This window comes from Winogradskyella forsetii (genome assembly GCF_013394595.1).
GTDB classification, from domain to species: Bacteria; Bacteroidota; Bacteroidia; order Flavobacteriales; family Flavobacteriaceae; genus Winogradskyella; species Winogradskyella forsetii.
The window spans coordinates 3,382,501-3,405,575 of the sequence record NZ_CP053348.1 but is presented as its reverse complement, the minus strand read 5'-3'; the positions used below and the strand labels follow the sequence as shown (position 1 = coordinate 3,405,575).

Here is a 23,075-nt window from a genome sequence, read left to right as displayed (position 1 = left end):
ATTCCTTTCTTCATTGTATAATTTGAATTGATTTTAAACCATCTCAACATATAAACCATCATCCGTTTTTTTTAACCTTTTTAGAGCTATGTTTGTTATAACATCTTTTACTGTTTTAAAATGTGAATAAGCTCCAAATTATTTCTTCAGAAATTTAAAACTTTCAGACTTGTTTTTTGAGTTTTGAATATTTAAAAAATACATTCCAGAGGCTAAATTGTTTGTTGTTATAGTTTTAGATCCATTTAAATAATTAGAAGCCATAAGTCTTCCAGACATGTCATAAATAGTGTATGATGAATTAGCTAAAACGGTATCAGATATGATTTTTAATTTATTTTCAGTTAGATTAGTTAGAATTTGTGTTCTTGATTTCTCGAAATTATTTATTGATAAAGCCAGTCTTCCATATGTAATATCGGAACCATAACCATTGTATATATAAAGGATAGCATCAGAACCACTTCCTGTAATTTCAAATTCTAGTATGTTTTCAAAATAACCGTTGGTTTCAAAAAACTGTAAGTATGAAGATTCAAAAATTTCCTCTTCGAGTGTATTACATTGGCTTAGAGTCCAGTTAATACTTCTTTTTATAAAGGTGCTGTCTTGTATTGGGTTATCATATGTGCCACCAAATCCATTACATGTTGAATTGCCATAAAAGTCACTTTGACCGTTGTTTTCAACATCAGAAAAAATAATATTCAAATTTGGGTCGAAAGTATTTTCTAATAAAATATCATAGTCCCAAATAGAATATAGAAACCATTCACCACTTAACTGGTTCGAAGAGTCATCTTCACGACCTAAATTAATAACTTCACCAAGACTATTAACAATACTTAACTCATGTAAATCGTCAGAAAATATATAATTTAAGTTGCCAGATTCCTGTAAAATTGAAAAATATAAATTTTCAAAAGTTGTTTCTTCACTAGTATTACAACTATTGTTGGAAACATCGAAATAAGGGATGAGACTTATTGCATTGCCTGTAGCATCTTCATAATAAGAAACAAATGAGTTACAAATTCCGTTACCATTAACGTACGACCCATAATATTCGTCAGATGTGTCTGGCGGTGGACTGCTGAATCCTATACCAAAATCGATGTTGGGTGAAGTAGTAACTGTTGAAGGTAAATTTATAATATTACCATTGGATTCAAGGGAAACTACATTCCAATTACCTCTGAAGTTTTGGGAATTTAAGAATGCTGATATAGAAAAAAAGATGAATAAGATTAAGTAGTTTTTTTTCATGTCAGAGTGTTTAAAATAGTTGAAATTGATGCACAAATTATCAATTTTTATCCACTAATATATTGGTTTTAAACCAAAAAAAAGGAATTATCTCACCATAATTCCTTTCTTCATTGTATAATTTGAATTGATTTTAAACCATCTCCACATATAAACCATCATCCGTTTTTTCAACCTTTGTTAAACCATGTTTGCCCAAACCTTTAATGCCCTTGTCCCAGCCTTTATTGCTTAATCCAGATTTTGATTTTAGCACATTTAGATCCATTCGTTTTTCAGGTTTTAGAATTTCTAAAATTGCTTTTTCATTATCGCTAAGATCAACTTTTTTCTTCTCTGGGCGCATCTGTGGGAAGAACAATACTTCTTGAATACTCTGATTGTTTGTTAAGAACATAATTAAACGATCCATACCAATTCCCATACCAGAGGTTGGTGGCATGCCGTATTCTAGAGCACGTAAAAAGTCTTCATCTATAAATTCAGTAGCTTCATCATCACCTTTTTTTGCTAATTTTAATTGGTGTTCAAAACGTTCACGTTGGTCTATTGGATCATTCAACTCAGAATAGGCATTGGCGATTTCCTTTCCACAAACCATCAGCTCAAAACGTTCCGTCAATTCAGGGTTTTCCCTGTGTTCCTTACATAACGGACTCATTTCTTTTGGATAGTCGGTAATGAAAGTTGGCTGAATATAATTCCCTTCACATTTCTCGCCAAAAATTTCATCAATCAGCTTGCCTTTACCCATAGTTTCATCCACGTCGATATGCATACCTTTTGCAGCCGCTCTAATGTCGTCTTCAGACTTATTGTAAATATCAAAACCTGTGAATTCCAAAATAGAATCACGCATCGTAATACGTTTGTATGGCGCCTTGAAATTAATTTTATGCTCACCAAAAGTAGCTTCTGAAGTTCCGTTAACAGCAATGGCACAATGCTCCAATAATTGCTCGCAGAAATCCATCATCCAGTTGTAATCTTTATAAGCAACGTAGATTTCCATGGCCGTAAACTCTGGGTTATGGGTTCTATCCATACCTTCATTACGGAAATTTTTAGAGAATTCATAGACACCATCAAATCCACCAACGATAAGACGTTTTAGGTATAATTCGTTTGCAATTCGCATATACAACGGAATGTCTAAACTATTGTGATGCGTTACAAACGGTCGTGCTGCTGCACCTCCAGGAATAGGTTGCAAAACTGGCGTTTCCACTTCAAAATAACCAGCGTTATTAAAGAACTGGCGCATCGCATTAAACAATTTTGTACGCTTTACAAAGACTTCTTTTACATGCGGATTGACCGCCAAATCGGCATAACGTTGTCTGTAACGTTGCTCAGGATCTGTAAATGCATCATAGGTTTTCCCATCTTTTTGTTTAGGGATTGGTAAGGGTTTTAAAGCTTTACTGAGCAATTTGAAATCTTTGACCATGACGGTTTTCTCTCCAACTTGCGTGGTGAAAAGTGTCCCTTCAATACCGACAAAGTCGCCTAAATCCAATAATTTTTTAAAGACATCATTGTATTTGGATTTGTCCTCGCCTTCGCATATTTCATCCCTATTAAAATAGACTTGAATACGACCTTCACTATCTTGTAATTGTGCAAAAGATGCTTTTCCCTGAATGTTAATGGCCATGAGACGACCAGCAATAACGACCCGTTTACCGTCTTCGTAATTGGATTTTATCTGTTTCGAAGTATGGTTTACAGGAAATAAATCCGCTGGATAAGGGTTGATCCCTAAAGCTCTTAGCTTTTCTAACTTTTGGCGTCTTACCAATTCTTGTTCTGAAAGTTGCATTCTTGTTATTTTAGAATTCTGCCTTTTTCGGCAGACCGATGCAAAATTACGTTATTTCAGAAAATTAGCGAACACCTTTTTACATTGATTTTAACGCCAAGATGTTTTTTTGAATTTGCTCATTTTCAGGATCCAATTTCTGCGCTTTTTTATACTGTTTTAAAGCTTTTTTAAGGTCTCCGTTTGCTGAAAGCTTATTTCCTAAGCTCATATATGTGTAACTTTCTGTTGGGAACAGTTTTGTATTTAGTTTTAGGACTTCTAGGGCTTCATTTTGTCTATTGGTGGTAAACAAAATGTGTGCATACGTGTTTAATTCATGCATGCTTTTTAATTGGTCTTTATAGGTTTTCAGAATTCGTTTTTTGTTCTTCTTAAAGCCTTTTATACCAGAAGATTTTAATATGTCTTCAATATTTGCCACGATCTGATAATTCGATTTGTAATCATTTACCGTAATAATATTCTGAATATCCTCTTCAAAGGTATCGATAGGATGCTCCACAATGCGGTTGATTTCTTTACCATCCTTGTAAAAAATTAGGGTAGGTACGCGGTGTATGTTTAAACCCGCTTCCTCATGTTGCGGACTTTGTTTATACATATCTGATTTTCTGCTTACAGCAATAAGCGTAAGTTGTTCCATTGGAAAATCACAGGCTTCTAGAACTTTATAGATTTTCGGGACTTCTGCTTTACTGTCGCCACACCACGTGCCCATAAAAAGAGTGATGGCATAGTTTTTTAATTTTGGAGCTATGTCGCTTATCCATTTAGAATTAGGTTCGTAAGCGTTATGGTTTTTAGAAAACCAAGCGTTATAATTTTCACTTTCCAAACCGCTTTTGTCAATTTTTCCGAGTAAAAATGGTGCTTCTCCCTTTTCAATGATTTCTTGATTAATTGATTGTGCGCTGATTTGAAATATAAAAAGTAACGCGATTATTAGTGTTAAAAGGTTTGTTTTCATGATGATATATCTTTACGTGACTTTGATGTCATTTCGACAGAGCGAAGAATGAGCGACGAGAAATCTCATTGTTTGAAGTTGAGATTTCTCATTCGTGCCTCATTCGAAATGACAATACCCATCTGATTTTTTTCACTTTGCAGCAACAATAGTCCCTTTAATCTTCAAAATTTTGTTACCGCCTTCAGCATTTGACATCACAGTAACGGTCTTGGTAAAAGCGCCAAGTCTTTTGGTGTCATACTTAATGTTTAATTCTCCAGTCTCACTAGGCAAAATAGGTGCTTTAGAATATTTTGGCACTGTGCAGCCACAAGTGGTTTTTACATTGGTTATAAGTAAAGGTGCATCACCAGTATTGGTAAAGGTGAAAAGTCGTGTGCCATCGGAATTTTGAACAATGGAGCCATAGTCAACGACTTTGGTTTTAAATTTTATGACAGCGACTTTAGAATCGTATTTGTCAAATTCAGTTGGTGCCGCATTAAAAAAACTTAAAGTTAAAACTAAAAGAATGGCAATGTTTAATGTTCGTTTCATAATAAAAAATTTTATTGATTAATGTTGAAACAAACATCAAGATTAAATATGTAAATTCTGAAAAAATAAGGTTGGAAATTGGTACTAGTACCAAGGTTGAATTTTGTAACTATTTGATAAATAAGGATTTTGCGTCGTCTCTAGATTGGACATTTAATTTCTTATAAATGTTATTCGTATGGCTTTTAACCGTATTTACGCTCAAAAAAAGGGCTTCTGCGATGTCTTTATTGGATTTGTCCAAGAGCAAATGCTCTAAAACGACTTGCTCTTGTTTTGATAATTTGGATTTGAGATCGTCTATTTTAGATTGGTGTCGTTGCCAAAATTGGTACAAGAAGAATAAATTCAGAATTACGGAAAGTCCTAAAATGATGTAAAGTAGAACATTCCAATTGGAAGGCGTATGTCCTGTTGAAGCGGCTAACATATAACGGTCGGCTTCTAATTCGTTTGTGTATTGTTGGGTGTAAGTAGCGTTTGGATATGCCGTTTCCAATCGTGATTTGAGATGATCATAATAATCATTTTGTTTCAAGTCCTCCACATAATAACTGTGCAAATCACTACTTCTATCTGATAGATATGAATAAATGTAAAGTTCTGCAATAGGTTCATTCAAAGCTTTCCCAAAAGACTGAAGGGTTTTAAACCACTTTTTGTTGTTGAGTTTACGGTTGGCTTCGCTTCTAAATTCGCCATAAGCAAAACGCATATCGTTTTTCAACGAATCGATTTTTACAAACGCATTGGCTTTGGGATTATTGGATTCTACACTACAAAAAACCTGATCGCCAAACGATAAGGGCAGCTTCAAACTGTCCGTATTTTTGGCAATGAAGAGCAGTGCTTCACTGTCGTTACAATGTCCATTAAAATGATTGATACCTTGTTGGACTTCAGAACAGCGATCGACGTGAATACGATAGATTCGGTTTTCTGCATCGAGCATATTGCCCTTAAATTCAAAATAACCGGTGGAATCTGCTGTGGTTTTCGCAATAATTTGTTCGGAATAGACACCAGACATTTTTCGATAATCTTCAACTATAGAAAGATATACAGACCGATCCCATTCTTCTGGATTGGTATAGCCCGAAAATGAATATTGCGCATTACAAACTGAAGCAACGGCTAAAAAGACGAAAAGAATTTTTATTCGCATGTAACGAAACTACATAATTTTATTCTTATTTCAATACATAGAAATCACAAAAAATGTAACATTTTGAGTCAATTAACGTCTCATAATTACATCAAATTAAAAAACGAATTATGAGTATCTGGCGTGTTATTCTTTCTGTTATTTGTCCACCATTAGCGGTTTTAGATAAAGGTTGTGGTTCTATTCTTATTACGTTTTTATTATGGCTTTGTGGATGGGTTCCCGGTGTTATCGCCGCTTTAGTTATATTGAACAATCCTGAACGATAAATTAGCCCTTTTAATTTCCCCAAAGGGGAAAAACGATTTCGGATAGTTTTGATTTTAAAATTTAAATCGATTAAATTCGATTTTACCTAACTTTGTGAATTATTAACTAATAAATTCCTTCCAAATGGGAAGGTTAAGATGGGAATGAAAAAAATTATCCTATTATTCACATTTGCCTGTTTTTTAACGAGCTGTAATGTTACCGAATCTATTGTTTTTAATGAGAATGGTTCTGGTCAGTTTTTAATAACCTATGAATTGGGTGAAGCCATGAAAGCTATGTCTGAAACCATGGGTGGAGATAGTGCTGATAATGAAAAGAAAAAAGGAGGGGAGGTTATGGACACTACGATGGTATTTGCTGATATAATGGAGACTTATAAAGATAGTGTTGCGGCTCTACCACCTGAAAAACGTTTGGCGTTGGAAGCTGTAAAAGATATGTTTATGAACATGAAAATGGATCAAGACGAAGGTATCATGAATATGGGAATAGGGCTTAATTTTGAATCAATTGACGATTTAAAGAACATCAATGATAAAATTAGAAAAGCACAAAGTTTAAATTCACAGGGAGGTCAAGTTGATGCTATGAAAGAAAACTCACCGCTAGGTAATTTTTTTGGTAGTGAAAACAACAGAACAAATTATAGCCTGACAGAAAATAGCTTTTCTAGAGTCACAAAAATTGATATTCCAGAAGGGAAAGGAGAGGAGATTATGGAAGAATTATTTAATGATGAGGATGAAAGTAATCAGGAATTTATGGAGTATTTTGAAAATGCCTTCTATAACGTAAAATTTACCTTTCCAAAGGCTGTTAAATCTGTTTCTATTGAGGGTGCTGAATTCTCAAACGACAAAAAGACAGTAAGTTATAAAAAAAATTGGATAGAATACCTTAAAAATCCGATGTCTTTGGATATGAAAGTTGAATTTCTAGATGAATAAAACCATAAAGCTCCAAGATTTAGGTACTAAAGATTTTAAAGCTACTTGGGATTATCAAGAAACCCTTTTTAAAAATATTTTAGACACTAAAATTAAGAATAGAAGGGAAGACGCAGGTTTGGAAACCGATAATTATTTTCTCTTTGTAGCACATCCTCATGTGTATACGTTAGGGAAAAGTGGCGACTTATCTAATCTGTTGCTTTCTGAAACACAATTAATCGAAAAAAATGCCACCTTCTATAAAATAAATAGAGGAGGAGATATCACTTATCATGGGCCAGGGCAAATTGTAGGTTATCCGATTCTAGACTTGGATAATTTCTTTACAGATATCCATAAATACCTTCGTTTTTTGGAGGAAATGATTATTCGCACATTAGCAGAATACCATTTAAAAGCCGAACGAAGTCCTGGTGAAACAGGGGTTTGGTTAGATGTTGGTACGCCGTTTGCTCGAAAAATATGTGCTTTGGGTGTAAGAGCAAGTCGTTGGGTTACCATGCATGGATTTGCGCTAAACGTAAATGCTGATTTAGGTTATTTTGATCATATAATTCCTTGTGGAATTAAAGGAAAAGCGGTTACGTCTTTGAATGTTGAATTAGGAGTCGATTTGGTCGATGAAGCCGAGGTTAAGCGGAAACTTTTGAAGCATTTTGAAGATTTGTTTGAGGCTAACTTTGATAGAACAAAATTGGTATAGGCGTGATATGAATCAAACTAACTGATTCGCTATATGAAAATAACATTTAGATGTTGACAGTTAATTATGGCTATTCATCTAATTTAGTATCAGGTTTTGTTTTATCATCTAATAAAATACGTGTTTTTGGTAAACTTTCCGGATAATTTTTCTGTAAGAATTCAATCATTTTTTCACGTACATGAACACGTAAATCCCAAGCTGTAGGCGAATTTTTTGCGCTAACTAAGATTCTAATTTCTACGGAGTGTTCTTTTGCATCTGTAACTTGTAATACCTTCACTTCCTTATTCCATAAATCGGTATGCTCTAAAATGCGGTCTAATTCCTCTCTCATTGCTTCAAAAGAAACGGTGTAATCGGTATGGATAAAAACGGAGCCAATGATATTTGCAGAGGTTCTGGTCCAGTTTTGGAATGGCTTTTCCAAAAAATAGTTTGATGGCAACACCAAACGTCTTTTATCCCAGAGCCGAATTACAACGTAGGTGAGGTTTATTTCTTCTATCCAGCCCCATTCATTTTCTACCACAACGGCATCGTCAATTCTAAAGGGCTGTGTAATCGCAATTTGAATTCCGGCCAATAAGGCGCCAACTACTTTTTGAGCCGACAGACCAATAATAATTCCTGCTAAACCCGCGGAAGCAAATATACCGTAGCCTATTTTTTTAATGCCATCAAAAGACAGTAATATAAAGCCAGCCGCAAAAAGAACAATAAAGAAAATAATGATTTTTTCCAACAGATTTATTTGGGTATACATTTTTCTCGCATCTAAATTATCTTCTGCAGAAAGATCATATTGTTTCAAGAAAATCCGTTTTCCCTTGCGTAAAAAAATAATTAATAACCAAGCAACTAATGCAATTATAAAATTTTCTCTTTGTGGAATAATGATAGAGCTTTCCCAATTTTCAAAACCTGCGAAATTCTTGACATAATTTACAATTGGTTTAACAAAAAGGAAAAACAATAAACCTAGACCACAAACGATTAATTGAACAAATCTTCTCATAATATTCTATTGATGTTCTAAGTTATTTGTTTAAATGTTTAAATCCAAATAAAAACAAGAATGATACTCAAATGATCGCGCTTTTTCTCTTTATTTCAAGACTTTCGTTTAAAATGACCTATAGCTAATTTTTTAGAGGATAGCTGATTGTTTTGTCGGTGTTTTATGTCAAGTGATACAGAGACAAGTTCAGCATATGTCCAACCAAGTTGGGCTTTTAAATTTACAGAGTCAGGTTATAACTAAATCCTGATAATTTTACTGTTTCGATCGTTTTAATAATTTTTTTATCATAAAAACAACAAGTGCTTGTATGAGCGCATTAAAAATAATCACAAGCCAAAAAACACTTGTAGAATTAGCGTAAATCCCATGATTTGGCATTAATCGATTCCATAAACTAATTGGGAAGGAAATAATTTCGTCAATTACTTCAAATATAAAATTTGGTTGACCCCAGCCAACGATATAGGACAGGGTAAAGCCTAGAAGTATATCTAATAACAGGACAATTATAAAGATTTTTACAAATGTCTTCATAGTCTAACTCTCATCATTGAAAAACACCTTATAAAAGTGCATTTTTTTCTCATCATCGTAACCGCGTTCCAAATATTCTGCAGAAGCATCTGGTGCATCAACATCAAGTTTTATTTGGATATTGGTGTCTAGTTTTATTTCGGTTTTAATCTTTTGTTTTTGCTTTTTTAGGGCGATTTCAGAAACATCGAACTGATTTCTAATGAGGACTTTATTGTCGGTTTCGTAGCTCTTTTTGTAGTCTTCAAAAAGTTGAATATGGTCTTCTTCGTCAAAGACTTCTTCTTTGAAAGTATCAATATTTACGATTTCATTTTCCTTAAAAAAATCAACCGTTTTAGCCAGAAAATTACTTTGTTCTCGGCCTCCAAAATTGGGTTGTAAAACTTCTTTTGAAAATTCCCTACATAGCTCAATACAATTCTTGGTATGTTGGTTGCTATCGTCTGGGTATTTGATGTTTAGAAAACTTTTTATCCAATATTGCGTATCGTAAGTATTGTTATCAACACTGAACACAATTTTGCCTTCCATATCAGAGGTATTTAGGATTAAACAACCTTTATCCACCTTTTTGGCTTGAATGCCTTTTTGGACTAAAATATCGTAGTTATTATCTTCTAAATACGTCTGAAAAAACTCCGTTTTATTTTCAATTTTAAAGATACCTATGGCGTCAGTAAAATAGTCTTCGTACTGCACGTTTTCAAAATGGCAAATAAGCACATCACCAGTTTTGATTTGAGCCGAATTACTTTGCTCAAAAAGGTGTGTGACGATGTGTTTAGAAATATCAACAAAATCCGCATCGTCTTTAAATAATTGTTCGCTGTAAGTATTGATTTCATTGAGTCCAACGTCACTATGATGGTGGAACCGATAACTTTCTGCAACATTTACAAATGGCTTCAAAAGATAGGGTAACATTAAATTGTAAGTGGCTTCATCGAAATGTACTATAGCATCTGAAAACGCATTTTTTGTGCCATTGAATTTGTTGCCGACCTTGTGGATAATACAACTTTTAATTGAGGCTTTCTGTCTTTTTATCATGAGTAAATTATTGGTCTTTATTTTTAAGAATTTCAGAGTTCAAAATAGAAATCTTTTGTTCAAGAAAAATAGAGGCTATTTTTAGTGTATTTTGTAAACGACTATCGTTTTATCGTCGCTTTGTGTTATGAGTTCTAAACCGCGCTCACCATCCAATTTTACTAGAGTTGCACTTGCACTACCAAAAACCGGAAAATTTGGGATAGATTTTGCTTGGCTATCAAATAGATATACTTTTTTGGATTGTAAATCGGTGGTGGTCACGTAGATTTTGTCATTCAAATAGAAAATTCTCGGCTCGGTATAGTCGCCATAATCTAAGTCTATAGTTCTAGATTTGATAACCAATCTATTTTCGCGCAAGGAAACCAGAGTTTTGCTTGTTGTTGTAATTTGGTGTTTATTGGTTAAGTTGAGGTTTTCTGTGCTTAGTTTTCCTTTTGTATCGACCTGAATAAGTTGACCAAGCGTATTAGTGGTAGTAAACTTATTCTGGTATAAGTAAATGGCATTGTCCGAAAAGCGAATTTTATCTTTCACATTGATTCTCACATCGCCTTGTCGGTTTAAAATCTGAAGGTTTTCGCCTGCTCCGAAAACAATATAATCTTTTGAGCCTATTCTAAAATGTTTGGGTTGTGAGTTAATATCAGAGCCATTAGCTTTATACTTAAAACCATTAACAGTTTGCCCTTTAGCATTGTACATTAATAGATGTTTTCCTTGGGTTACCAATAATCTGTAATCTTTTCGTTTATCGTAGTCAAAGACGGAAAGTGGTTGCGTAATAGCATCGTTGAATTTTAACGGAAAGGGCGACACATCTTTGCCATTTCTATCCAAAACATACAATCGGTTTTGCGTTGTAAAAGCGAGTTGCAGCCTACCATTTTTGTACATATCAATCTGCTCAATGTGACCAAGGACTTTTCCTTGCAACTGTTTTTTCCAAAGAACATTACCAGAACTCGAAATGAGATAAAGCATGTTGTTGACGTCTTGCACCACAATATCCTGTGCATTGGTCACATGGTTTTTAACCGCTTGTGGTGGTATTAAAATCGTAGCTTCAAGCTGAGTAGTGAATGTTTCGGCGACAGAATTTGAAGCTGCCCTCTTTTTAAATTTCTGAACAACTCCATTAATGTGCGTATAGTTGTCTTCATTTATAAACTGAACGGCATTGGCATTATAACCTTTCATGGTTTTACCCAGAATATTGGATAAACCTTCCGAATTCTTAAAGATAAATAGTGAAGCTTCATCGCTTAAATTATCATTGATACTTTGAAACGCCTCTGAATTTGCTAAGGTGTTGTTGTTTAATACATCCGTTAAAATTGATTTAAGGGTTTCGGTAGAACTGGCAAAAACTATAAAATTTTCAAACACTGAAAAGTAATTGGCATTTTCAAAAGTTACAAAGGGTTTGAGATTGGACTTGAAGACCTCTGAATCACCATATTCAAAGATGTCTATATCTCTAAACGACTCAAAATGAGATTTATCTTCAATGGATTCTAAAATTAAGTTTGTGTCTAGTGAATGAAGAATAAGTGCGTTGTCGATGAGTGCAATTTCATTGGTAAAGTTCAAGAAGGTTTCAGAAGTTGCTATTGTGCTGTCTTTTGAATGATTTCTATGGAATACTGAAAAATCATCATAGGCAATACTGATTAAAGAACTCACACTATAAGGTGCAATTGAAGGCGCATTAATTTTTTGCGGAATGGTATTTTTGAAACTCTTGAGAACGTTGGCACTTGAATCATTAGAGGTTAAAATTCCATTGTAATTTATGCCTTTATCAGAATAACCAATATCTAAAACTGTGAAGTTGCTGTTGTCTTTATTTACAGCATCTAAAAATAGCAATTTAGAATAATTTGATGCTTTAGAGTTAAATAAAATGGAAGCGACCGATTTTTCATCAGTAGTTTCAATTAGTTTTTTGAGCTCCGTGTTTTCATTTTCATAATTCAGAGTTTTTAAAAGTTCTAGATCGTTTGAACCGGCAAAAGTGTTTCCGATAATTTTATGGTAAATGATATTGTCATCTATTTGAGTCTTTTCGATTTTTAATTCCACCAAAGTTTCTGACATATGATTCGGGATAGAATCTATAACAAATAACGTACTGTCATTTTTAGTGAGCATTAAATAATTTGAATGAATTGAATCTGCATACGCTATATAAATGGGGTTGGTGGTATTGAAATGTTTTAGAATTTTGGAAGTGTTTTCCAACTCTTTACTATATATGTCAGAAAGAATTTCGTTATTTTCTATACTATTTAGAAAGTCATTGAGCTCGTTGACTTTAATAATGGCATTGGTTTCTGTTGGAATAAATTTATAAGGTAATTTGGTTTTGTTGTAGTCTCTTTGACAGGACAATAGGGTGATAAGAAAAATAGTTAAAAAACCTAGTCGCTTCATTTACATTGAATATTAAAACTACAAATATAAAAAGTTATACATCCAATTTGTATTGCTGAGGTAATAATCTAAATGATTTTCTGTGGTATTTGGTCACACCGTATTTTTCAATGGCTGCTCTATGTTCTTTTGTGGGGTAGCCTTTGTTTTGTTTCCAATTGTACATAGGGAATTCGTTATGGATTTTCGCCATATAATCATCTCTGTATGTTTTTGCCAATACTGAAGCCGCTGCAATACTTAAATATTTACTATCGCCTTTCACTATAGCAGTATATGGAATTGATTGATAAGGTTTAAATCTATTTCCATCAACTATAATGTATTCAGGCTCTGGCCTTAATTGGGAAATAGACCCTTGCATCGCTTTTATGGACGCATTTAAAATATTTATGGAATCTATTTCGGTTTCAAATATATGTTGAATCCCAAAAGAAACACTTTGATTTTCTATAATAGGTTTTAATAAATATCTTTTTTTTTCTGAAAGTTGTTTAGAGTCATTTAATAAAGTATTCTCAAAAGTAGGTGGCAATATAACTGCCGCTGCTGTAACAGGACCAGCCAAACAGCCTCTCCCTGCTTCATCTGTACCACATTCTAAATTATAAGAAGAATATTGAATTTTCAATGCCAAAATGATAAATTTTAAACAAAGTTAAAATTTTAACGCAACCCTTTTACAGTTTTTGCATCTAACTATTGAGTTAATTAGTAAAAAAGCTAAAAAATGATTTGTAGACGGTTACGTAAAGCATTAACATTTTTTTAGTAAAAACACTTGGTTATTTAATATTTAATTATGATGTTTGCAAATAGACTAACTCAAATAATTGTTTTATGAAATTAAAATTAACATGGTTATTAACGCTTTTTATGGCGTTCGTGATGCAGTTTTCTTTTGCACAAGAGAAAACTGTCACAGGTACAGTTACAACAGCGGAAGATGGTTTGCCACTTCCAGGAGCTAGTGTAATTGTAAAAGGGACCTCAAAGGGTCAACAAACAGATTTTGATGGTAAGTATGCCATTCAGGTCAATCAAGGAGATGTTTTACTCATCTCTTATGTAGGTATGAAGAATGTCGAAGTTACAGTTGGTTCTTCAAGTACCTATGATGTAGCATTAGAAGCTGATAGTGCTTTAGATGAAGTGATAGTTGTAGGTTATAGTACAACTACAAAAGAATCATTCACAGGGACAGCGGCAGTTGTGGATATGGATGGTATTAATGAAAAAGTAGTTGCCAATGTAACCCAAGCTTTGCGAGGTGAGATTGCCGGCGTAAATGTTATTACTACTAGTGGAGCGCCAGGGAGTGTTGCTCAAGTTAGAATAAGAGGTTTTGGTTCTATTGATGGAAATTCATTACCACTCTATATTGTTGATGGTGCGCCAATTGATGGAAATGATACAGCAGTTTTGCAGTCTCTGAATCAAGCTGATGTTGAATCAATGGTTGTTTTAAAAGATGCTGCTGCGACGTCCATTTATGGATCACGTGGTGCAAATGGTGTGATTTTGATTACAACAAAACAGGGTAAGGCTGGCGTGAATAGGGTTTCTATTGATGTTACTACGAGTGTCAATACTTTGTTTTTGCCAGAATACGATTTTATCACCTCTCCAGAGGAGTATGTTGAGATTTCTTGGCAAGCTTTAAGAAACAATGCTATATTAAGTGGTAATACTGACCCTGAAGCTTATGCAAGTAATAATTTATATGGAACATCTATTGGTGTTAGTGATATTTATAATATATGGAGTACACCTGGTAATCAGTTAATAGATCCTACAACAGGTAGGTTTAATTCAGGCGTTCAACGGCGTTACACGCCAACTAAATGGGGTGATGCGGCTTTTGGAACAGGCCAAAGAACAGAATCTAACTTGCAGTTTTCAGGTGGTAATGAAACTACGAAGTATGCGACATCTGTTGGGTTCTTAAATAACGAAGGCTATGCAGTGAATTCAAGATATAGAAGATTTTCAACAAGATTGAATCTAGAGCATAAGCCTGCAGACTGGTTAACAATTGGTAGTAATATTGCTTGGACTGGTTCTCGTAATACTAATGCTGGTTCAGCAGTTGCCGCCAGTTCTGCAAACCCTTTCCGTGTTTATTATACAACACCAGCTATTTATGACGTGTTTTTAAGGGATGGTGATGGTAATCTTGTTGCTGATCCAGTTTTTGGTGGAAATCAGTATGATTATGGTATTGATTCAGGTAGACGTGTTTGGACTTCAACCAATGCTGTTGGTGTAGCAACTTATGATACACGTCGTAATGATGCGACAACTTTACTCGGAACTTTTAATGTTAATGCTCAAGTTACGGATTGGCTTTCCTTTGAAATGAGGTATAGCGGTCAATATGATGCTAGAAATAATGCAACAACACAAAACCAATTTTATGGTGGTGGGGCTGAAGTAGGTGGATCTTTGTTCCTTAGTGACGATGTTAGGACTAATCAGAATTTCTTGCAATTGCTGCGTTTTAAGAATAGTTATGGTGACCATGATGTAGAGCTTTTTGCTGCTCATGAATCTACTGACGACCGTTTTAGACAAATAAGCGGTTCTGCTCAAACGGCGCTTACTGTTGGGGCCATAGATTTAGATCAATATGCTGCTTCTACAGGTAGAGCTGAGAGTTTTAGATTGGGATGGACATTGGATAGTTATTTTGCAGGTTTAAATTATGATTATGCAGACAAGTATTATTTAACTTCGTCCATAAGACGTGATGGTTCATCACGATTCTTAAATGATAAATGGGGAACTTTCGGATCTGTTGGTTTAGGGTGGATTGTAACAAAAGAAGATTTTTTATCTAATTTTGACGCTCTAGAATTTTTGAAATTAAAAGCAAGTTATGGTATCATTGGAGATACAGGTACTGGGTATACTAATGGTTATCAGTCATTTATTATTAATCAAGATCCTAATGGAGGAATTTCCTATACGATTGGTAATACGGCTGCTAATCCAGAGTTAACTTGGGAGACGTCTTATGTGACTCAAGTTGGTTTTGAGTCTAGTTGGTTAAATGGTAGACTTAATGTAGATGTAGATCTTTACGATAGAAGAACTAGAGATTTAATCCAACGAGCGAATTTGTCACCGTCAAGTAGTCAAGCAAATATTTTTTATAATAGCGGTGAATTACAAAATAAAGGTATTGAATTAAATATCGGTGCAAGGATTATTGAAACTGAAAACGTTAGATTTTCTGTGAATTTCAATGCTGAGACATTCAAAAATGAGATCATAGAGATGCCAACAGATCCTTTTACTGGTGAATCGCCTATATTTGATGATTTTAATCAGATCGCTGCTGGTAAATCCGATTTTGATTGGTACATGAGAGAATGGGCAGGGGTTAACCCAGCAAATGGTGAAGCATTATGGAATTTGTATTATGTAGACGATAACAACAATGGTAGTTTTGATCAAGGTGAGTTATCTTCTGCTAATGGTGGATCTTTTGAAATTGATGTTGATGGTGATGGATTTAATGATAATGCATCAGGTACGCTCTATGAGTATCAGCAACTGGCTCCTGGTACGAACGTACGGACTACTACAACCAATACCTATGGTGATGCAACTCCGGTGTTTACAGGTAAATCTTCAATACCTGATTTTAGAGGAGGATTTAGATTGAATTTTGGTTATAAAAATCTTGATATATCAGCTCAGTTTAGTTATAGTATTGGTGGATATGTTTATGATAGTGCTTACTCATTGCTTATGGATAATGATGTTATAGGTGCAACCAATTTTTCTTCAGATATAAGAAATGCATGGCAACAACCAGGCGATATTACTGATGTGCCAAGGACTTCGGCTAATTTTGGTCTTGATAGTCAGCAAAACGCAGTGTCATCACGATTTTTGACTAAAGCAGACTTTTTTGGTCTTAATAACCTAAATATTAATTATAGATTCTCTCCTTCAGTGGTAGAGTCTTTAGGAATGGATGCGCTTAGTTTATTTATAGCTGGTGATAACTTAATGATGCTAAGTCAAAGGGATGGTTTAAACCCAACAACGGCTATTGGTGCGCCTAGCTCTGGTATTTACATGCCATTAACAACTTTTAGTTTAGGAGCAAGAATTAAATTTTAAAAAAAAGCAATATGAAAAAAAATGTAATTTATTTATTTACACTGGCGACCTTATTTTTTGGTTGTAGTGAGGAATTTTTAGAACCAGTAAGAAATACTAGTATTTTGACTAATGTTAGCATTTCTGAAAATGCAGAGTTAAATCCAGCATTGATAGAGGGGAATTTAAATGGTATAAGTGGTTTTATAGCAGAGCCTTTTGGAACTTTAGGTGCAACAGCAGCTCGTCACTATGATATTGGTCAGAAAGGTATTGATATATTTTCTGATATCGTCGCAGGTGATATGGCGTTGGCTACTAGTTCTTTTGGTTGGTATAATGCATCAGCTAACACTGTTGTTACTACAGATTTTACAAGACAGGAAAATAATCTTGTTTGGAATTATTATTATAGAATTATTGGTGTGGCAAATTCAGTTATTCAAACTTCAGGTGGTAATAATCCACCTGATGGTACGGCAGCTGGAGTACTTAGAATAAATGCTCAAGCCAAAGCTTACAGAGCTTATTCTTATTTTTATTTGACTCAATTTCTTCAAACAGCATACGACCCTAATGAAGAAATCTTACCTCTATACGCTATTGACGAGGTTATTACGTCAAAAGTAGAGGCGTCGATGATTTATGATTTAATAGTTAGTGATTTAACCTTTGCTGTTGAGAATTTACAGGGTTATACTAGAGCAGCTAAAAATGAAATAGATCAATCTGTTGCAAGGGGTTTGTTGGCATACACTTATGCGGCAATGGGAGATTACACCAATGCTAAGGTTCAGGCAGATGCTATTATTGCATCAGGCGCCTATCCTTTAACTACTCGCGGTCAGTTGGCTTTTCCTGGTCAAGGATCTGGATTTACTTCTGTTAACACGCCTTCATGGATGTGGGGATTTGATAATACGCCAGAATTAGGTGTAGGTTTAGTCTCTTGGTGGGGACAAATCGATTATTTTACTTATAGTTATGCTTCAGCTGGAGACACTAAATCTATAGATAATTTATTATATTCTCAAATTCCAGATACAGACATCAGAAAAACGCAGTTTGTTGAAAATGGTGGTTTTGCACCTTTGCAGCCACTTAATAAGTTTTTTGATGCAGGTAGAGTTCAAGGTGGTCAAGGAAATGTAACTACAGATTATATTTACATGAGAATAGAAGAATTTTATTTATTAAGTGCAGAGTGTGCTGCTAAACTTGGCAATGAAGCTGAAGCAAAACAGCGTCTTTCGACTTTATTATCTATTAGACTTGATGGAGGTGGAGCTGAGGCGACTTCCTATTTAGCTGGGTTTTCAGGCCAGGCACTAATAGACGAAGTTTATTTTCAAACACGTGTTGAGATGTGGGGCGAAGGAAAGACCTACTTGGCTATGAAGCGTAATCAAGCAACTGTTACGCGTGGAAGTAATCACTTATTTCTACCTAATACAACTTTTGAGTATGATTCCGATGAGATGTCTTTTCAGATTCCTGAAACTGAGATAATTAATAATCCTAACATTTCATCTCAAAACAATTAAAATTAGTAATTATGAAAAAAATTAGAAATATAAAAATATGTATTTGTCTGGCATTATTGTCTGGGGCATTTGTGGGATGCGAAGCCGAGCTAGAGGGTGATCTAGGAAATTTTGTAGGTTTCGAAGCTAAGCCTACAATTTTAGTCACCGAGGATGTTTCGGATTCTTACGATGTTTTAGTTGCATCTAGTACGGTCACTGCATCTGATAGAACCTTTGCTGTTAATGTTGTAGAAAATGATTTGACTGTAGCGAATTCTGTACCTGCACAAGTTACAATTCCTGCCAACTCTAACGTTGGAACACTGTCAATTTCAATAACTGATGATGAGACTCTTGGTTTTGAACCTCAAGAGTTAACATTATCGTTTGAACCATTAGCGGGTGTTTCTTTTGGTGATGATCTTACAATTCGAGTATCTCAAAGATGCGATGATACAATTGTTAATTTAGTGATTACTACAGATGATTGGCCAGATGAAACCACATGGGAGCTTTATGATTTAAGTGGAACACCAACAGTGATTCAAACAGGTGGGCCTTATGCTAATCCTGCCGATGATTTTTCAGCGATACTTACGGAGTTTTGTCTTGAATCAGGTGATTATGGTATTGTAGTTTACGATGCATATGGTGATGGTATTGCAAATGGAGTAAATGCAGATGGAGAAGATACTGATGGTGGTTTTGTGGTATCAGTTGGTGATGATGAGCTTGTTGCTGGTGACGTACCGGGAGGAAATCCTGCAAATGTACCTACTTCAGGATCCGCTACATTTACAATAGATTAAATTTCCAACTATTATTATTTTTAAAGCCACCTAATAAATTAGGTGGCTTTTTTATTAAATTATGAGTTATGAAATCAAAAAAAATTACTGTATATTGCAAATAAAATGGAATATAAAGAGAAAATGAAGAATTTTTTAATTACACTGGCCATATTTATGATGTTTGGCAGTACTTTTGCTCAAAATATCAAAACGGTTAAATTATCTACTGAAAATGCCGAATTGTTAAAATATCTTGAGAAACAAGAGGCTGAAAGATTAGCTAGAATTGATGCCTATTTGGTAGCAAATCCAAATACGACCATAACTTTCAAAGATAGTTTAAACATTACTCATATTTACGATGTGATAAATGGTCATGTGCTATATAGATCTTCCTATAATTTAAATGAGGCTAGAGCCACCAAGACTACAGCCCTACAACCAGGTGGAAGCTTAGGTTTAAATCTTGATGGAGCCAATATGACTGTTGGGGTTTGGGATGGTGGACCAGCATATGACGTGCACCCAGAATTTGCTAATAGTACTAATACTGGATCTCGTATTACCGTAATAGATGGTGCTACTGTTGATGGTGATTCGGGTTTTAGTTCACATGGTACTCACGTTACGGGTACAATAGCGGCTAACGGAACTGATCCGAACGCATTAGGTATGGCTCCTAACGTTAATGTTAAGTCATACAATTGGACAAATGATAATGCTGAAATGCTGGTGGCTGTTAATAGTGCTGCAAATCCTATTCTGTTGTCCAATCATTCTTACGGTGTTCCAATAGATAGAGATGATGGAACTCAACTAGATGCCTCCTTCATTGGCGCATATACTCAAAGTGCTAGTACAATTGATAATATAGCTAAAAATAATCCTAAATATTTGATGGTTATGTCTGCTGGAAATGCTGGTTCAACAAATTATACAGGTGGTCTTTATGCAGGCTTTGATAAATTAACTGATGATAAAAATGCTAAGAATAGCCTCATTATTGCTAATGCGAATCCATCTGTAGCTGAACAACCAATATTTAGTGGTAACTATGAAATTACAAATTTAGCAATTAATCCAAGCAGCAGTCAGGGGCCTACGGATGATTTAAGGATTAAACCTGATATAGCGGCGGACGGTAGTAGCGTATTTTCTACATATCCTGATAATAATTATGCTACTCTTTCTGGTACATCAATGTCAGCCCCAAATACTACAGGGACTATGGTTTTGTTGCAACAATATTACAATCAGGTAAATGGAGATTATATGAATTCATCAACTTTACGAGGGCTAGTTTGCCATACCGCAGTTGATGATATTTCAAATACGGGTCCAGATCCTATTTTTGGATGGGGATTTTTAGACGCAAAGGCTTCTGCAGAGACAATAACTGATGCTCTAAATGGTGAAGCTATTTTAAATGAATTAACTTTGGACCAAGGTGAAACCTATAGTGTTACGTTTTCAGCTCAGGCAGGCGATAAATTAAGTACTACAATTTGTTGGACCGATATGCCTGGTGCTGCTGTTGCGAATGGAGCTACTAATAACCAAGATCCTAGATTGGTAAATGACTTAGACTTAAGAGTTGCCAAGGATGGTGTGGAATATTTACCATGGAAATTAGAGTTTTCTGCTGCTTCAGGGTTTTCTAACTCAAAAGGTGATAATATTAGGGATAATATTGAAAGGATAGATATAGACGCTCCTTCTTCTGGTACTTATACCTTAACCGTAACCCATAAAGGTGTTTTAAAAGGTAACGTAGGTGGTCCTTTTGATCCGCAAAGTCAGGATTTTGCTTTAATAGTAACAGGCAACAATGTGACTCTTGGTGTTGATAATAATCTATTGACTAATAACTTAGTTGTCTTTCCAAACCCAAATAAAGGCGAATTTACAATAAGCTTTGATTCTAACTTAAGTAATAACGAAGATGTAAAAGTGGAGATTCACGATATTAGCGGACGTATAGTTTACAATAAGAACTTTGTTAATAATACTGTTCAGTTTAATAAGACTATCAATTTAGGAGGAGTGGCTTCGGGTATTTATATAGCAAACATTTCTAAAGGAAGTCATATCACATCACATAAAATAATTATAGAATAAATACATTTATTCTATTCTAAATTCAAGAGACCAACAATTATCTATGACTGTTGGTCTTTTTATGTTAAGTATATTGTAATTTTCTACCTGTAAACAATATTTTATAGTTTTCTTTGTTTGAAAATCACATAGTTTTAAATGCGCCTAAGATATTCTTATATAATCATATTTTTTTTGTTTGCTCTAAGTGTTGATGGTCAAACCAAACTTACAGGCAGAAGTTCGGGTAATAGACAAGATACTTCTCTAACCAAAAGATCTAATGGGTTTGAAAAGTTAGCAAAAATTGATATGTATCTACAGTTTAATAATACTTTAGATTCAATTCAAGTTGATACCACATTAACAATTAAAAAAGACTACAAATTCAATTACTTACAAAAAGATAATTTTGGCTTAATGCCATTTGCTAATATTGGGCAGACCTATAACACACTAAGCTTTAATGCTTCAGAAAATCAAACTCAACCTAATTTTGGTGCGAGAGCCCGTCACTTTAATTATTTAGAACATGAAGACATTCTGTTTTATGAAGTACCGACACCGTGGACAAGACTAACTTATAAAACCGCTTTTGAGCAAGGGCAACTGTTAGATGCTTTTTTTACGGTTAATTTATCTAAACAGTTTAATTTTTCCTTGGCGTATAAAGGACTAAGGTCCTTAGGGAAGTATCAAAATATATTAACAAGTTCTGGCAATTTTCGTTTCACTGCAAACTATAATACCAAGAACAATAGGTATTTTGCCAAAGGGTATATCGTCATGCAAGATTTACTAAATCAAGAGAATGGTGGAATTAAAGATGAGGACCTAGAAAATTTCACATCTGGAAACGAAGAGTTCAAAGACCGATCCGTATTCGATCCAAATTTTGAGAATGCGGAAAACATATTAGAAGGGAAACAGTTCTATTTTCAACACTCTTATAGAATAACCAAAGAAAAAGACTCATTAAATAACAATGTTATTTCTTTAATTAATAAAGTCGCTTTCGAAGACAAATACTATCAGTTTAATCAACCTGCAGCTGCGACCGCTTACTTTGGCGATGTTTTTACTAATAGTATTAATGATAAAGTAACCTTAGAGAACTTTCAAACATCACTTGGTTTTAACTATTCTAATAATACATTGGGTCAAGTGGGTTTTGCTTTGAACTATACCGATATTAATTATGGTTATAATAGTATCGTGTTATTTCCAAATCAGCAAACTATACCCAATAGAATTATATCTAATTTCCTCGGCATTGAAGGAACATACTCTAAGACCTATAAAGGTTTTAATCTTTCTGGTAAAGGTGGGCTAAATCTATCCGATACATTTGTTGGTAGTTTTTTAGATGGAACAATTAGTCTAAAACTAAACAAAGACATAGCACTTTCAGGAGGCATTGCAATCAATTCCAGAATTGCCAATTATAATTATTTGTTATACCAAAGTGATTACATCAATTACAATTGGTATAATTTTGATAATTTCAAGAACATTAATACGCAACAGTTAAAATTTAATGTACAATCACAAAAGTTTTTTAACGCTTCACTCGATATATCCAATATAGATAATTATACTTATTTTAATCTAAAGGAAACTGTAGATCAAATTGATGTTATTGAGCCAAAACAATATGATAAACCACTTCAATATTTAAGGTTAAAACTTCAAAAGGAATTTAGGGTAGGTAATTTTGGCTTAGACAATACAATCATGTATCAAAATGTGGTGAGCGATGAAGACGTCCTCAATGTGCCAGACTTCATAACCCGAAATACATTATATTAT

The 23,075-nt window shown here is 34.3% G+C and carries 18 protein-coding genes (1 of these 18 running past the window's edge); 8 read left to right on the top strand and 10 right to left on the bottom strand.

Annotated elements, in window-relative coordinates; all coding sequences use genetic code 11:
• Positions 1-138: 138 nt before the first annotated feature.
• From HM987_RS14750 to HM987_RS14730, 5 genes are all read right to left on the bottom strand, one after another.
• Positions 139-1,266: a T9SS type A sorting domain-containing protein gene (locus HM987_RS14750; RefSeq protein WP_179008807.1), complete on the bottom strand. Its 1,128-nt coding sequence runs from the start codon at positions 1,264-1,266 to the stop codon at positions 139-141.
• Between the two features lie 133 nt (positions 1,267-1,399).
• A complete protein-coding gene (lysS, locus tag HM987_RS14745; protein WP_179008806.1) occupies positions 1,400-3,088 on the bottom strand; it encodes a lysine--tRNA ligase in 1,689 nt (562 codons plus the stop codon).
• Positions 3,089-3,167: 79 nt separating this feature from the next.
• Positions 3,168-4,058, bottom strand: a complete 891-nt coding sequence (locus tag HM987_RS14740; protein ID WP_179008805.1) for a tetratricopeptide repeat protein — start codon at positions 4,056-4,058, stop codon at positions 3,168-3,170.
• 132 nt (positions 4,059-4,190) lie between these two features.
• On the bottom strand, positions 4,191-4,598 hold the full coding sequence (locus HM987_RS14735) for a DUF1573 domain-containing protein (RefSeq protein ID WP_179008804.1): 408 nt from the start codon (positions 4,596-4,598) through the stop codon (positions 4,191-4,193).
• Positions 4,599-4,707: 109 nt separating this feature from the next.
• Positions 4,708-5,763, bottom strand: a complete 1,056-nt coding sequence (locus HM987_RS14730) for a LuxR C-terminal-related transcriptional regulator (protein WP_179008803.1) — start codon at positions 5,761-5,763, stop codon at positions 4,708-4,710.
• Between the two features lie 110 nt (positions 5,764-5,873).
• Between HM987_RS14730 and HM987_RS14725 the strand changes: the two genes are divergently transcribed.
• From HM987_RS14725 to lipB, 3 genes are all read left to right on the top strand, one after another.
• Entirely contained in the window at positions 5,874-6,032 is a 159-nt protein-coding gene (locus tag HM987_RS14725; RefSeq protein WP_179008802.1) for a YqaE/Pmp3 family membrane protein, read from the top strand.
• 144 nt (positions 6,033-6,176) lie between these two features.
• Complete coding sequence (locus HM987_RS14720; protein WP_179008801.1) at positions 6,177-6,983, top strand: hypothetical protein; 807 nt, start codon at positions 6,177-6,179, stop codon at positions 6,981-6,983.
• The gene (lipB, locus tag HM987_RS14715) at positions 6,976-7,689 is read left to right on the top strand and encodes a lipoyl(octanoyl) transferase LipB (protein WP_179008800.1); all 714 of its coding nucleotides are present in this window, start codon (positions 6,976-6,978) and stop codon (positions 7,687-7,689) included. Before HM987_RS14720 ends, lipB begins: the two co-directional genes overlap by 8 nt.
• A gap of 70 nt (positions 7,690-7,759) precedes the next feature.
• On the opposite strand, the gene HM987_RS14710 is transcribed toward lipB, so the two are convergent.
• From HM987_RS14710 to HM987_RS14690, 5 genes are all read right to left on the bottom strand, one after another.
• Positions 7,760-8,707, bottom strand: a complete 948-nt coding sequence (locus tag HM987_RS14710; RefSeq protein ID WP_179008799.1) for a mechanosensitive ion channel family protein — start codon at positions 8,705-8,707, stop codon at positions 7,760-7,762.
• Positions 8,708-8,965: 258 nt separating this feature from the next.
• Positions 8,966-9,247: a hypothetical protein gene (locus HM987_RS14705; protein ID WP_179008798.1), complete on the bottom strand. Its 282-nt coding sequence runs from the start codon at positions 9,245-9,247 to the stop codon at positions 8,966-8,968.
• A gap of 3 nt (positions 9,248-9,250) precedes the next feature.
• Positions 9,251-10,300 (bottom strand): nucleoid-associated protein, encoded by a 1,050-nt coding sequence (locus HM987_RS14700; RefSeq protein WP_179008797.1) that lies wholly within the window; start codon positions 10,298-10,300, stop codon positions 9,251-9,253.
• An 81-nt stretch (positions 10,301-10,381) separates the two neighbouring features.
• Positions 10,382-12,739, bottom strand: a complete 2,358-nt coding sequence (locus tag HM987_RS14695) for a ribonuclease HII (RefSeq protein ID WP_179008796.1) — start codon at positions 12,737-12,739, stop codon at positions 10,382-10,384.
• Between the two features lie 34 nt (positions 12,740-12,773).
• The gene (locus HM987_RS14690) at positions 12,774-13,376 is read right to left on the bottom strand and encodes a ribonuclease HII (RefSeq protein ID WP_179008795.1); all 603 of its coding nucleotides are present in this window, start codon (positions 13,374-13,376) and stop codon (positions 12,774-12,776) included.
• Between the two features lie 203 nt (positions 13,377-13,579).
• On the opposite strand from HM987_RS14690, the gene HM987_RS14685 reads away from it, so the two are divergent.
• The 5 genes from HM987_RS14685 to HM987_RS14665 all read left to right on the top strand — a co-directional run.
• Positions 13,580-16,873 carry a SusC/RagA family TonB-linked outer membrane protein gene (locus HM987_RS14685; RefSeq protein ID WP_179008794.1) on the top strand — a complete coding sequence of 1,098 codons (3,294 nt, stop codon included), beginning with the start codon at positions 13,580-13,582 and terminating at the stop codon, positions 16,871-16,873.
• Between the two features lie 11 nt (positions 16,874-16,884).
• Complete coding sequence (locus HM987_RS14680) at positions 16,885-18,396, top strand: RagB/SusD family nutrient uptake outer membrane protein (RefSeq protein ID WP_179008793.1); 1,512 nt, start codon at positions 16,885-16,887, stop codon at positions 18,394-18,396.
• A gap of 11 nt (positions 18,397-18,407) precedes the next feature.
• A complete protein-coding gene (locus HM987_RS14675; RefSeq protein WP_179008792.1) occupies positions 18,408-19,187 on the top strand; it encodes a hypothetical protein in 780 nt (259 codons plus the stop codon).
• Positions 19,188-19,310: 123 nt separating this feature from the next.
• Positions 19,311-21,287 carry a S8 family serine peptidase gene (locus tag HM987_RS14670; RefSeq protein ID WP_179008791.1) on the top strand — a complete coding sequence of 659 codons (1,977 nt, stop codon included), beginning with the start codon at positions 19,311-19,313 and terminating at the stop codon, positions 21,285-21,287.
• Positions 21,288-21,461: 174 nt separating this feature from the next.
• Positions 21,462-23,075: the 5' portion of a putative porin gene (locus HM987_RS14665; protein ID WP_229724464.1), read on the top strand. The gene runs 306 nt beyond the window's last position; only the first 1,614 of its 1,920 coding nucleotides appear in the window; its start codon is at positions 21,462-21,464; its stop codon lies off the right edge, out of view.